The sequence below is a fragment of the Nocardia sp. BMG111209 genome (assembly GCF_000381925.1).
Taxonomy (GTDB): domain Bacteria; phylum Actinomycetota; class Actinomycetes; order Mycobacteriales; family Mycobacteriaceae; genus Nocardia.
Genome location: NZ_KB907307.1, coordinates 2089551 through 2102274, shown reverse-complemented (window position 1 = coordinate 2102274; position 12724 = coordinate 2089551). Strand labels below are relative to the sequence as shown.

Sequence of the window (12724 nt, the reverse complement as noted above, 5' to 3'; positions counted from 1 at the left end):
GAGAAGATCACCATGAACAGTCCGACTCCGAGCGCCGGTACCCCCGGCGTGCCGTCGGCCCGTGCCGGCCGGGTGGCGGTGGTCACCGGTGGCGCGTCCGGCATGGGACTGTCGATCTGCCACGCGCTGGCCGAGATCGGCGACAGTGTGGCGGTCTGGGACATCGACGGCGCCGCCGCCGAACGGGTGGCCGAGGACATCCGGACCGCGGGCGGAGCCGCCATCGCGGCCGAGGTCGACGTGACCGACCGGGCGGTGGTGGACGAGGCGTTGCGGAAGGTGCATGCCGAGTTCGGCCCGGTCCGGATCATGGTCACCAGTGCGGGTCTGGTGGGTTTCGCGCCGTTCACCGAGATCACCGCCGAGGACTGGCGCCGCGTGATCGACGTGAATCTGAACGGCACCTTCCACTGTGTGCAGGCGTCGATCCCGGATATGCTCGCCGCCGGCTGGGGCCGGGTCGTGACGATCTCGTCGTCGAGCGCGCAGCGTGGCTCGCCGGGCATGATCCACTACACCGCGTCCAAGGGCGCCGTGGTGGCGATGACGAAAGGTCTTGCGCGCGAATACGCTTCGCGCGGTATCACGGTGAACACGATTCCGCCGTCGGGGATCGACACCCCGATGTCGCGCAATTCGCAGGCCGCCGGCAACCTGCCGGACAACGAGGTGATGGCCAAGGCGATCCCGGTGGGACATCTGGGCACCGGCGCGGACATCGCCGCGGCGGTGGTGTTCCTGTGCTCGGAACAGGCCGGATACATCACCGGTCAGGTGCTCGGCGTCAACGGTGGCTCGGTCATATGACCCGCGACCTCACCACCTCGGTGCCCCGGCTCGCGCCGCTGGCCCCCGAACAGTGGGACGAGAACGCGCGGGCATTGCTGCGCGGCCGGGTCGGACTCGCCGATCGTTACCTGTCCGGCGAACCGGACGCGCCGCGGATGCCGAACGTACTCGGCGTACTCGGTCATCATCCGGAACTCGCGGCGGCCTGGCTGTCCTACAACGGTGTCCTGCTGCAGGAACCCGCGCTGGATCCGCTGCTGCGGGAACTGGTGATCCTGCGTGTCGCCGCCCGCACCGGCTCCGGTTACGAGTGGCATCAGCACGTGCGCATCGGGACGCAGCTCGGGCTCGCCGCCGCGCAGATCGACGCGATCGGCGCGCCGTCCGGCGGTCCGGCGCTGTCGCCGGTCGAGGCGTTGCTGCTCACCGCCACCGACGAACTCCTCGACGACCACCGCCTGGGCGACCGCACCTGGGCCGCGCTGTCAGGGCAGTTCGACGCCCGCCAATTGCTGGAACTGCTGTTCGTCGCCGGTTCCTACCTGTGCCTGGCGCTGGTCTTCAACAGCGTCGCCCTGCAACCCGACCCGGACGCCGGTCCGGGTGACCGACCCGCCCCACCGGAAACGGAGGTTCGACCGTGAGCGGATGGCCCAAACCCGCCGAAGGCAGCTGGACACAACACTATCCGGATCTCGGCACCGGCCCGATCTCGTTCGAGGATTCGGTGTCGCCGGAGTTCTACGAACTCGAACGGGAGGCGATCTTCCGGCGCGCCTGGCTCAATGTCGGCCGTATCGAGCAATTGCCGCGCACCGGAAGCTATTTCACGAAGGAGATCCGGATCGCCCGCACCTCGGTGATCGTGGTGCGCGACGGCGACGGGACCGTGCGCGCCTTCCACAACATCTGCCGTCATCGCGGAAACAAGCTGGTGTGGAACGACTTTCCCAACGAGGAGGTCTCGGGCACCTGCCGCCAGTTCACCTGCAAGTACCACGGCTGGCGCTACGGCCTCGACGGCGCACTGAATTTCGTGCAGCAGGAGGGCGAATTCTTCGACCTGGACAAGGATTCCACCGGCCTGGCGCCGGTGCACTGCGAGGTGTGGGCGGGCTTCGTCTTCGTCAACCTCGATCGCGAGCCGCGGCAGACGCTGCGGGAATTCCTCGGCCCGATGATCACCGCCCTCGAGGGGTATCCCTTCGACCGGATGACCGAGTGGTACGAATTCTCGGCCGACAATCGCAGCAACTGGAAACTGTTCGCCGACGCGTTCCAGGAGTACTACCACGTGCCGGCCCTGCACACCCAGCAGGTCCCGGCCGCGGTGCGCCGCCCCGAGAACGGTTTCACCTGTGCGCATTTCCAGCTCGACGGCCCGCACCGGGTGACGTCGACGGCCGGCCCGCGGCGCTGGACCCTGGCGCCGGAATACATGTATCCGATCGAGCGGGTCACCCGCAGCGGGCTCGTCGGTCCGTGGCAGTCGCCGGAACTCGACGTGGCGATGCCGCCCGGACTCAACCCCGGCAAGGTCGAGCCGTGGGGTATCGACAACTTCCAGATCTTCCCCAATATCGAAATCCTCATCTACCGCGGCTGGTATCTGCTGTACCGGTACTGGCCGACGTCGCACAACACGCATCATTTCGAGGGCATGCTGTGCTATCAGCCGGCCCGTACCGTGCGCGAGCGCGTGGAGCACGAGGTCTCCTCGGTGGTGTTCAAGGAATTCGCGTTGCAGGACGCGGGCATGCTCACCGGCACCCAGACCGCACTGGAGTCCGCGTACGCCACCGCGGGCATCACCGAATATCCGGTGGGCGATCAGGAAATTCTGGTGCGCCACTTCCACAAGACGGTCGCGGACTGGGTCGACGCCTACCGCGCCGAGCGGACGGGGGTACGCGCATGACGACCGATCGCCTGCTGCCCCCGGCCTACGCCGAACTGGAACCCTACGCGCGGATCTGGTGCCTGCCCACCGAAACCGAGCGATGGAATCGCCGCCGCGATTCCACGATGCCGGAGCTGCTCGACTTCTACGAGGCGTTCTTCCCGCGGCTCGACGAGGCCATCGAGTACTGCGACAAATTCCCGCTGGACGATCTGCCCGAGGACGTCACGAACCTGTTGTGGCTGGTGTATTCGCTCGTCATGGTCGCGATGGCGGTCGAGATCTTCCATCAGCCCGCGCCGACCGACGCCGCCGACGCCGAACTCGAACGCACCAAGGAGCCGCAGCCATGACCATCACCGTCGAAAAACTCGGCCGCGACGTCGGGGCCGAGATCACCGACGTGGACACCGACCGGCTGCTGACCGATCCCGGCGTGCCGGGCGCGATCCTGGACGCGCTGGAGACCTACGGCGTGCTGTTGTTCCGTGGCCTGCACCTGGACGCGGAAACCCAGGTGGAGTTCTGTCGGCACCTCGGTGAGCTGGACACCTCGCCGGGCCATCATCCGGTCAGCGGAATCTATCGGGTCAGCCTGGACACCACGAAGAACTCGTCGGCGAGCTATCTGCGGGCCACCTTCGACTGGCATATCGACGGCTGCACCCCGGCGGACGACGCCTACCCGCAGAAGGCCACGGTGCTCTCCGCGCACGCCGTCGCGGCGTCCGGTGGCGAGACCGAATTCGCCTCCACCTACGCCGCTTTCGACGCGCTGAGCGACGACGAGCGGGCCGAGTTCGCCACGCTGCGGGTACTGCATTCACTGGAGGCCTCGCAGCGGCTGGTCACCCCGGATCCGACGCCGGAGCAGCTGGCCGTGTGGCGGCGGCGGCCGTCGAAGGAACATCCCCTGATCTGGACGCACACCACCGGCCGCCGCTCGCTGGTGCTCGGCGCCTCCACCGATCACGTCGTGGGCATGGAATCCGGTGCGAGCCGCGCGCTGCTGGACGACCTGCTCGACCGCTGCACCGCGCCCGACCGGGTCTACCGGCACGAGTGGTCCGTCGGCGACACCGTCATCTGGGACAACCGCGGCGTCATCCATCGCGCCGCCCCCTATGCGCCGGACTCGCCGCGAGAAATGCTGCGCACCACCGTCCTCGGCGACGAACCCATCCGATAGCCGTAGATCACAGGAGATTCACCATGGCTCGCTGGCCCAAACCCCCCGAGGGCAGCTGGACGCAGCACTATTCGGAACTCGGCACCGCCCCGATGTCGTACGCCGACTCGATCTCGCCGGAGTTCTACGAGCTGGAGCGGGAGGCGATCTTCAAGCGCGCCTGGCTCAATGTCGGCCGCGTGGAGCAGTTGCCGCGCACCGGAAGCTATTTCACGAAGGAGATCCAGGTCGCGCGGACCTCGGTGATTGTGGTGCGCGACGGTGACGGGACCGTGCGCGCGTTCCACAACATCTGCCGTCATCGCGGAAACAAGCTGGTGTGGAACGACTTTCCCAACGAGGAGGTCTCGGGCACCTGCCGCCAGTTCACCTGCAAGTACCACGGCTGGCGCTACGGCCTCGACGGCGCACTGAATTTCGTGCAGCAGGAGGGCGAATTCTTCGACCTGGACAAGGATTCCTACGGGCTGGTGCCGGTCGCCTGTGACGTGTGGTCCGGATTCATCTTCGTGAACCTCGATCGTGAACCGCGGCAGACGTTGCACGAATTCCTCGGCCCGATGGTCACCGGGCTGGAGGGCTATCCCTTCGATCGGCTCAGCGAACGCTGGTACTACCGCAGCGAGGTCGGCGCGAACTGGAAGCTGTACCTGGACGCGTTCCAGGAGTTCTACCACGCGCCGGTCCTGCACGGTAAGCAGAGTCCGGCGAAGTACTCCGCCGCCGCGCAGCAGGCCGGTTTCGAGGCGCCGCACTACCAGCTCGACGGCCCGCACCGGCTGGTCAGCACCTCCGGGGTGGTCACCTGGGAGCTGGACTCCGAGATGCGTAAGCCGATGGAGGACATCACCCGCAGCGGACTGTTCGGGCCTTGGGACACACCGGATCTCGGGCCGATGCCGGCCGGGCTCAATCCGGCGAAGTGCGACCCGTGGGGGCTGGACTCGTTCCAGCTGTTCCCGAATTTCGTGATCCTCATCTGGTCCGGCGGGTGGTATCTCACGTACCACTACTGGCCCACCTCGTACAACACCCATGTGTTCGAGGGCAATCTGTACTTCCCGCCCGCGCGGACCATCCGCGAACGCGTTGCGCACGAGATGGCGGCGGTGACGTTCAAGGAATACGCACTGCAGGACGGCAATACGCTGGAGGCCACCCAGACCATGCTGGAATCCCGTGCGGTCGAGGCCTTTCCGCTCAACGATCAGGAGATCCTGCTGCGGCATCTGCACAAGGTCGCCGGTGACTGGGTCTCGGACTACCTCGGCGGCGATCTGGAGGTGACGAAGCGATGAGCACCCCGTTGTTGCCGGCCGACTTCGCCGATCTCGAATCCTTCGCCGCCACCTGGAGTCTGCCCACCGAACCCGAGCGCTATGCGCGGCGGCTGGCCAGTTCCATGGCCGAGATGCAGCGGTTCTACGACGCGATCACCCCCCGCGCGCAGGACGCGATGGACTACTGCGACCGGTTCCCGCTCGACGAGCAGCCCGACGATGCGCTGAACCTGCTGTATCTGCTGTATTCGATGATCATGGTGTCCTTCCCCGTCGAGGTGTGGAGCCAGCCGCGGGTCCCCGATTCGGGTGCCGCGACCCTCGACTGCGTGATCGAGCCGCAGCCGTGACCGAACCGATCACCGTGCTGCGCGCGGCCCGCCTGCTCGACGTCGACTCCGGCGAATTGCGTTCGCCCGCAACGGTCGTGGTGCAGGGCAACCGGATCGTCTCGGTCCGGCGGGAACCGGCCTCGTTCGAGGTGGAGGGCTATCGCGTCACCGCCGAACCACCGGCGATCCCGGCCTCGGCCACCGTGCTGGATCTGGGCGACGTCACCCTGCTGCCCGGCCTGATGGATATGGAGATCAACCTGCTCATCGGCGGGCCGGACAACCCCACCGGGCTGCCCAACCCGATGCACGGCGTGCAGGACGATCCGGTCTACCGGACGCTGCGGGCCACGGTCAACGCGCGCACCACGCTGCACGCCGGGTTCACCACCGTCCGCAACCTGGGCCTGATGGTGAAGACCGGCGGCTATCTGCTCGATGTGGATCTGGGCCGGGCCATCGAGCAGGGCTGGGTGGAGGGCCCGCGCATCGTCTCGGCGGGGCATGCGATCACCCCGACCGGCGGACATCTCGATCCGACCATGTTCCAGCGCCTGGCGCCGCACATCATGCCGCTGAGTGTGGAGGAGGGGCGCGCCAACGGCGTCCCGCAGGTCCGCGAATGTGTGCGCTATCAGATCAAATACGGGGCCGGAGTCATCAAGATCTCCGCTTCCGGCGGGGTGATGTCGCACGGCACCGTCGCAGGCGCGCAACAGTATTCGGACGAGGAACTCGCCGCGATCGTCGACGAGGCGCACCGCGCCGGTATCCGGGTGGCCGCGCACGCGCACGGCGATGCCGGCATCCGGGCGTGCATCCGTGCCGGGGTGGACTGCATCGAGCACGGCTCGCTGGCTACCGACGACACCATCGCGATGATGGTCGAGCACGGCACCTTCCTGGTGCCGACCAGCTACCTGTCGGAGGGGCTCGACGTCTCGAAAGCCGCACCGGCCCTGCAGCAGAAGGCCGCCGAGGTGTTCCCGAAGGCGCGCGCGATGCTGACCAAGGCCATCGCGGCCGGAGTGCGGATCGCGTGCGGGACCGACGCACCCGCGGTCCCGCACGGCGACAACGCGAAGGAACTGTGGGCCATGGTCGATCGCGGGATGACCCCGCTGCAGGCGATCCGCGCCGCCACGGTCACCAGCGCCGAGCTGATCAACGTCGACGATCGCGGGCGCCTGGCGCCGGGACTGCTGGCCGACATCATCGCCGTCCCCGGCGATCCGACCGCCGACATCAACCTGCTGCAGGACGTGCGGTTCGTCATGAAAGACGGCCGCGTGTACAAGAACACGTAGTTCCAGCCGGTAAACCGTGACACCACAACCGATTCCGGGACGATGATGCTGACACGACACCACCTCTACCTCGGCGGCCGGTGGGAGACCCCCGCGGGCACCGGCACGATCGAGGTCATCTCGCCGCACACCGAGCAGCCCATCGCCCGGGTGCCGGAACCCACCCGGGCCGATGTCGACCGCGCGGTCACCGCCGCGCGGGCGGCGTTCGACCACGGCCCGTGGCCGCGGCTCGACCCGGCCGAGCGGATCCGGATCGTCCGGACGCTGGCCGAGCGGTATCGGCCGCGGCAGGAGGAGCTCGCGCAGCTGATCACCGCGGAAATGGGTGCGCCGATCACCTTTTCGCGCTCGGCGCACGCCCGGCTGCCCGGTGTGCTGATCGACGCGTTCGCCACCCTCGCCGCGGGCATCCCGTGGGAGCGGGCGCGCCCGGGTTTCCTCGGCGCGGACATCCTCGTGCGCAAGGAGCCGGTCGGCGTGGTCGCCGCGATCATCCCGTGGAACATGCCGATGTTCCTCACCGTGGTGAAACTCGTGCCGGCGCTGCTGGCCGGGTGCACCGTCGTGCTCAAACCGTCCCCGGAGACCCCGCTGGACGCCTATCTGATGGCCGACCTGCTCGACGAGGTGGGCCTGCCGCCCGGGGTGGTCAGCGTGCTGCCCGCGGGCCGGGAGATCGGCGAATACCTCGTCGCCCATCCCGGTGTCGACAAGGTCTCCTTCACCGGTTCCACCGCCGCCGGCCGGCAGGTCGCCGCCGCGTGCGGCGCGGCCCTGAAGAAGGTCAACCTCGAACTCGGCGGCAAATCCGCCGCGGTCGTCCTCGATGACGCCGATCCGGCGGCCGTCGCCGACGGCATGGTCGTCGCGGGCCTGATGAACAGCGGCCAGGCGTGTGTCGCGCAGACCCGGATCCTGTTGCCGCGCAAGCGGTATCACGAATTCCTCGACGCCCTCGCCGCCACCGTCGGCGGGCTCGCCGTCGCCGATCCGGCCGATCCGGCCACCCAGGTCGGCCCGCTGGTCGCGCGGCGCCAGCAGGATCGGGTGCGCGAATACATCGAGACCGGGCGGCGCGAGGGCGCGCGGCTGGTGGCCGGCGGCGGCGACCCGCCGGCCGGCCTCGAGCGCGGCTGGTATGTCCGGCCGACCCTGTTCACGGAGGTCGATCCGGCGATGCGCATCGCGCGGGAGGAGATCTTCGGTCCCGTGCTGACCGCGATCCCGTACTCCGACGACCGGGACGCGGTCGCGGTCGCCAACACCGGCGACTACGGCCTGTCCGGCTCGATCTGGACCGCCGACAACGACCGCGGCGTCGCGCTGGCCCGGCAGATCCGCACCGGCACCCTCGGCATCAACGCGGCCTACAGCATGGATCCGTTCGCGCCCTTCGGCGGTGTGAAGGCCAGCGGGATCGGCCGCGAATTCGGCCCCGAGGGGATCGACGCCTACCTGGACACCAAGTCGATCTCGGGGGCGGCCTCATCGCGCTGAGCCGGACCCCTTCGGGGCGCGGGAATTCCACCCGCGGTCGTGCAGCCGGCCGGCGCCGTCGAGGAGCAGATCGAGGGCGAATTCGAATTCGAACTGCTCGTCGCAGCCCTGGCCGACACCGGACAGATCGCCGCCGGTCGCGACCGTCGCGATCCGCAGGATGTGCGGGTAGTGGCGGCCGAATTCGGCGATCGCCGCCGCCTGCGCCTGCGGGTCCGGCGGCGGCCCGGCGTCGCCGCCGGATTCGTCGAACAGTTCCGGGCTGAATCCCCAGATGCGGTTGCCCAGTGCGTGCATCACGTGATGGGTGAGGTCCGCGGAGAATCCGCCGGCGAGGAACAGCCCGGTCACCGCGTCCATGTAGGCGAGCACGATCGGCGTTCGGCGCGTGCGGGTTTCGATCGCCGCGCGCGCCCACGGGTGGCGCAGCACCACCTGCCGCGCCGACAACACGTATTGCCGCACGGACTCCCGCCAGCCCGAATCCGCAGCGGGAGCGGTGAATTCGGCGACGACGAGATCGACCATGCCGTCGAGCAGTTCCTCCTTGTCGGCGACATGTTTGTAGAGGGCCATCGGGACGACCCCGAGATGCTGGGCCAGCCGGCGCATGCTCACCCCGTCGAGCCCGGTCTCGTCGGCCAGCGCCACGGCCGCGCGGAGTACCCGCTCGCGGTTGAGCGGGATGCGCCGGGGGCGCTTCGGTTCCCCCGCGGTCGCGCCGCCGGAGTTCTGCTCGGGTGCCGGCCGAACCAATCGTGATCCTCTCCGTCGCGGTCTCGCGCGTGTCGTCCGCTTGACAGGTGGACAGCGTACACCTTAGCCTTGGCCGCATCGCAGGTGTACGTCGTACACCTCACGTTCGGGAGAGTTCGCCATGGGTACCACCGCACTCGCAGCCCCACGACCGGCCGGTGACACATCGCGGTACAACGCGTATGCCGCCGGCGCGCTGTATCTCGTCACCTTCGTCACCTCGATACCCACGCTCGCGCTCTACGAGCCGGTGCTCCATCACACGGATTTCGTTCTCGGCGTGGGAGATTCAGCCAGCGTGCGGTGGGGGACGCTGCTCGAGGTGGTGCTGGCGTTCGCCTGCGCCGGCACCGCCGTGGCGTTGTTCCCGGTGACGCGGCGGTACAGCGAGACCGCGGCCGCCGGCTTCGTGGGCACGCGGCTGCTGGAGGCCGGGCTGATCCTCGTCGGGGTCGTGACACTGTGGTCGATCGTCACGCTGCGCCACGACGGCGGCGCGGATCCGGCGGCGCTGGTCACCGCGGGCCGGGCACTGGTGGCCGTACACGACGGAAGCTTCCTGTTCGGCCAGAGTCTCATGCCCGTCGCCAACGCGCTGCTGCTCGGCTCGGTGCTGTACCGGTACCGTCTGGTGCCGCGGATCATCCCGCTGCTGGGGCTCGTCGGAGCTCCGCTGCTGCTGGCCTCCGTGGTCGCGAGCGTGTTCGGCGCCTACCCGCAGGGCTCGCCGGCGGCCGCCGTCGCCGCCCTGCCGATCGCGCTGTGGGAGCTGTCGCTGGGAATATGGTTGCTGGTCAAGGGTTTCCGGCCGGATGTCACAGGCCCGCACCGGGCTCCAGCAGTCGCTGCCGAACCTCCATCCAATTCTGCCCGGTGAGTCGGCGGAATGCGGAGATCAGCGCGGCGCCCAGGTCGAAATCCGGATCGACCAGCCACTGCGCGCGCAGCCCGGTCCAGGTGGCCAGGAACTGCCGCGCGGTCTCGGCCGGATCGAGGCCGGGATGGGCCAGGCCGTCCTGTTGCCGCGCCGCGATGATGCCGGTCCATCGGTCGCGCGCCTCGGCATAGTGCTCGGCGAAGAATTCGCGGGCCGGATGGCCGGACGTGCCCGCGTGACCCGCCAAAGTCGTGTACAGCAGCGCGATTTCGCGCGGGCCGCCGGTGGCATAGGTGCGCAGCCGGTCCAGATCCAGCGCCGTCAGCCCGGCCGAGAGATGTTCGTCGTCCTCCTCGAACACCCGCCGCAGTGCCGCGACCAGCAGATGGTCGCGGGTGGGGAAGTGGTAGAGGACCGTTGCCTCGCTGATCCCGGCGCGGGCGGCGGTCTCGGCGGTGGTCACCCCGTCGTGCCCCTTCTCGAGCACGAGGTCGAGGACCGCGCGCGCGATCGTCCGCCGCCGCTGCGCGGTCCTGGCGTAGTTGCCGCGGTTGCGGACCGGTGCTGTCGACACGCCCCCGACTCTACGCATCGCCAATTCTGAGTAAAGACTGGTTTTCGTGCGGACGCTGCGCTTGAATGGTCCGGTCAAGCGATGCCTGCGCATCGAGAGCATGTATTTGCTCGAATTTCGACGCCGAGGAGACCCGTGGAACCGAACCCCGCCGACCCGGACTTCGCCGCGCCCTACCTCGACATCGACGAGTGGCGCACGGGTCCGGTGCCGCATCGGTACGTGCACGGCGGTTTCACCGGCACCGACACCCGGTTCTCGCTGTACTTCCCGCCCGCCGGGGACTATCGGGGCCGGTTCTTCCAGCACATCACCCCGGTCCCGGACAGCAAGCACCTCGCCCCGCGCGCGACCGGCCGGGCGGACAAGATCGGGTTCGCGTTCTCCTCCGGCGCGTACTTCGTGGAGACCAACGGCGGCGGCAGTCCGGCGACACCCGGTGGCGCGGTGACGGATCCGACCGTCACCGCCTATCGCGCGAATGCCGCCGTGGCCCGGTACTCGCGGGTCGTGGCGCGGCGGCTGTACGGCGAGCACCGCACCTACGGATACGCCTACGGCGGCAGCGGCGGCGGCTACCGGACCATCGGCGGCGCGGAGAGCACCGAGGGCGCGTGGGACGGCTTCGTGCCGTACGTGATCGGCAGTCCCATGGCCATTCCCAACGTGTTCACCGTCCGCATGCACGCGCAGCGCGTCCTGCGCGACCGGCTCGACTCGATCGCCGACGCCGCCGACGCCGGCTCCGGCCGTGCGATCGACACCGGCCTGACCGACGAGCAGCGCGCGGCTCTCGCCGAGGTGACCCGGATGGGATTCCCGGTCCGGTCCTGGTTCGGTCACCGCACCATGGGTTTCCACGCGTTCGGCACGCTGTATCCCCATGTGCTGCTGGTGGATCCGACCTATTCGGCCGACTTCTGGAGCAGCCCCGGCTATCTCGGCGCCGACCCCGGCGCCTCGGTGCATCGCGACCGCGTGCGGTACCGCTGCGAGACCACCGGTCCGCTCACCCGTGCGCAGGCCCGGGATCGCGGGATCCCGGACCACCACGCGGCGGGGACACCGCACGGGGGTGTCGACGACGCGTTCAAGGGCCCGGCCGGGGAGCCGGACGCGATCGTGGCCGTCGAGGTGCCCGGTATCGCCGCCGCCGCGCCCGCGCAGGGCGCCGATCTGTTCGTGAGAACCGGTGCGGCAGCGGGTAATCGAGTGACGATCTCCGGATTCCACGGCGACACAGCGCTTCTGGACGCACCCGATCACGCCGGGGTGCTGACCGGGCTCGCCCCCGGCGACACCGTCGAGATCGACAACAGCGCGTTCCTCGCCGCCCAGACCTATCACCGGCACCAGGTCCCCGACGCGTCCTACGCGGTTTGGGACCAGTTCCGCGACGCGGACGGCACACCGCGGTATCCGCAGCGGCCGCTGCTGCTCGGCCCGCTGTTCACCGCGGCCGCCTCCGGTCACCTGCCGACCGGGCGGTTCACCGGCAAGATGATCGTGGTGGCCTGCCTGCTGGACCGGGAGGCGTTCCCGTGGCAGGCCGACTGGTACCGGGCCCGGGTGCGCGAACATCTCGGCGACCGCACCGACGACCGGTTCCGGCTCTGGTACGTCGACCACGCGTTGCACGGCGACGACGAACGTCAGGAGTATCCGACCCGGACCGTCACCTACCTCGGCGTGCTGCATCAGGCGTTGCGGCAGCTCAGCGCCTGGGTCGAGACCGGCCGCCCGCCCGCCGCGACCACGCGCTACACCGTCGACGACGGGCAGGTACACGTTCCCGCGCGCGCCGCCGACCGGCTCGGGGTGCAGCCGGTCGTCACGCTGACCGCCGACGGTGGTGACCGCGCCGACACCGTCGCGGGACGTCCGGTCCGGCTGCGGGCGATCGCCGAAACCCCGCCCGGCGCGGGGCGGATCGTGGCTCTCGCCTGGGACTTCGACGGCACCGGCGACTTCACCGAATACGACGAATTCACCCCGGCCGGCACCGTCGAGGTCGAGCGGGAGCACGTATTCACCGGACCGGCAACGCATTTCGTCACCGTGCGGGTCTCCTCGCACCCCGACGGCGACCCGGACGACGGCTACGCCCGGGTCGACAACCTCGCCCGAGTGCGTGTCGTGGTCACCGATTGAACTCGGATCGGTTCCGGTGCTTCGATACCCGTCCGTGACGGAATACCGCGAATCCCGCCGGCCTCGGTA

13 protein-coding genes are annotated in these 12724 nt (G+C 69.1%); 11 read left to right on the top strand and 2 right to left on the bottom strand.

All coding sequences use genetic code 11. The features are described from left to right. Positions 1–12 precede the first annotated feature (12 nt). From G361_RS0109625 to G361_RS0109585, 9 genes are read left to right on the top strand one after another with little or no spacing between them, the layout of a single operon-like run. A complete protein-coding gene (locus tag G361_RS0109625; RefSeq protein WP_052172642.1) occupies positions 13–807 on the top strand; it encodes an SDR family NAD(P)-dependent oxidoreductase in 795 nt (264 codons plus the stop codon). Beyond that, the gene (locus tag G361_RS0109620) at positions 804–1433 is read left to right on the top strand and encodes a carboxymuconolactone decarboxylase family protein (RefSeq protein ID WP_019926862.1); all 630 of its coding nucleotides are present in this window, start codon (positions 804–806) and stop codon (positions 1431–1433) included. The genes G361_RS0109625 and G361_RS0109620 overlap by 4 nt, the downstream gene beginning before the upstream one ends. Next, positions 1430–2707 (top strand): aromatic ring-hydroxylating dioxygenase subunit alpha, encoded by a 1278-nt coding sequence (locus G361_RS0109615; RefSeq protein WP_019926861.1) that lies wholly within the window; start codon positions 1430–1432, stop codon positions 2705–2707. The genes G361_RS0109620 and G361_RS0109615 overlap by 4 nt, the downstream gene beginning before the upstream one ends. Beyond that, entirely contained in the window at positions 2704–3042 is a 339-nt protein-coding gene (locus tag G361_RS0109610; protein WP_019926860.1) for a hypothetical protein, read from the top strand. Before G361_RS0109615 ends, G361_RS0109610 begins: the two co-directional genes overlap by 4 nt. After that, on the top strand, positions 3039–3878 hold the full coding sequence (locus G361_RS0109605; protein WP_019926859.1) for a TauD/TfdA family dioxygenase: 840 nt from the start codon (positions 3039–3041) through the stop codon (positions 3876–3878). The genes G361_RS0109610 and G361_RS0109605 overlap by 4 nt, the downstream gene beginning before the upstream one ends. Positions 3879–3901: 23 nt before the next feature. After that, entirely contained in the window at positions 3902–5176 is a 1275-nt protein-coding gene (locus G361_RS0109600) for an aromatic ring-hydroxylating dioxygenase subunit alpha (protein WP_019926858.1), read from the top strand. Next, on the top strand, positions 5173–5508 hold the full coding sequence (locus tag G361_RS0109595; protein WP_019926857.1) for a hypothetical protein: 336 nt from the start codon (positions 5173–5175) through the stop codon (positions 5506–5508). The genes G361_RS0109600 and G361_RS0109595 overlap by 4 nt, the downstream gene beginning before the upstream one ends. Continuing rightward, complete coding sequence (locus tag G361_RS0109590; protein ID WP_019926856.1) at positions 5505–6797, top strand: amidohydrolase family protein; 1293 nt, start codon at positions 5505–5507, stop codon at positions 6795–6797. Before G361_RS0109595 ends, G361_RS0109590 begins: the two co-directional genes overlap by 4 nt. 42 nt (positions 6798–6839) lie before the next feature. Then, positions 6840–8297: an aldehyde dehydrogenase gene (locus G361_RS0109585; RefSeq protein WP_019926855.1), complete on the top strand. Its 1458-nt coding sequence runs from the start codon at positions 6840–6842 to the stop codon at positions 8295–8297. On the opposite strand, the gene G361_RS0109580 is transcribed toward G361_RS0109585, so the two are convergent. Next, the gene (locus G361_RS0109580) at positions 8286–9053 is read right to left on the bottom strand and encodes a TetR/AcrR family transcriptional regulator (protein ID WP_019926854.1); all 768 of its coding nucleotides are present in this window, start codon (positions 9051–9053) and stop codon (positions 8286–8288) included. The genes G361_RS0109585 and G361_RS0109580 overlap by 12 nt on opposite strands. A gap of 121 nt (positions 9054–9174) precedes the next feature. Here G361_RS0109580 and G361_RS0109575 point away from each other — a divergent pair, with 121 nt between their 5' ends. Continuing rightward, on the top strand, positions 9175–9930 hold the full coding sequence (locus tag G361_RS0109575) for a DUF4386 domain-containing protein (RefSeq protein WP_019926853.1): 756 nt from the start codon (positions 9175–9177) through the stop codon (positions 9928–9930). On the opposite strand, the gene G361_RS0109570 is transcribed toward G361_RS0109575, so the two are convergent. Further along, entirely contained in the window at positions 9869–10504 is a 636-nt protein-coding gene (locus G361_RS0109570) for a TetR/AcrR family transcriptional regulator (RefSeq protein ID WP_019926852.1), read from the bottom strand. The two genes, G361_RS0109575 and G361_RS0109570, sit on opposite strands and share 62 nt — an antisense overlap. Positions 10505–10639: 135 nt before the next feature. Between G361_RS0109570 and G361_RS0109565 the strand changes: the two genes are divergently transcribed. Then, complete coding sequence (locus tag G361_RS0109565; protein WP_019926851.1) at positions 10640–12655, top strand: hypothetical protein; 2016 nt, start codon at positions 10640–10642, stop codon at positions 12653–12655. Positions 12656–12724: the final 69 nt, after the last annotated feature.

Bases quoted from the DNA above. Each gene is read 5' to 3' on its own strand.
- G361_RS0109625 (WP_052172642.1), top strand. From the start codon at position 13: ATGAACAGTCCGACTCCGAGCGCCGGTACCCCCGGCGTGCCGTCGGCC.
- G361_RS0109620 (WP_019926862.1), top strand. From the start codon at position 804: ATGACCCGCGACCTCACCACCTCGGTGCCCCGGCTCGCGCCGCTGGCC.
- G361_RS0109610 (WP_019926860.1), top strand. From the start codon at position 2,704: ATGACGACCGATCGCCTGCTGCCCCCGGCCTACGCCGAACTGGAACCC.
- G361_RS0109605 (WP_019926859.1), top strand. From the start codon at position 3,039: ATGACCATCACCGTCGAAAAACTCGGCCGCGACGTCGGGGCCGAGATC.
- G361_RS0109600 (WP_019926858.1), top strand. From the start codon at position 3,902: ATGGCTCGCTGGCCCAAACCCCCCGAGGGCAGCTGGACGCAGCACTAT.
- G361_RS0109595 (WP_019926857.1), top strand. From the start codon at position 5,173: ATGAGCACCCCGTTGTTGCCGGCCGACTTCGCCGATCTCGAATCCTTC.
- G361_RS0109585 (WP_019926855.1), top strand. From the start codon at position 6,840: ATGATGCTGACACGACACCACCTCTACCTCGGCGGCCGGTGGGAGACC.
- G361_RS0109575 (WP_019926853.1), top strand. From the start codon at position 9,175: ATGGGTACCACCGCACTCGCAGCCCCACGACCGGCCGGTGACACATCG.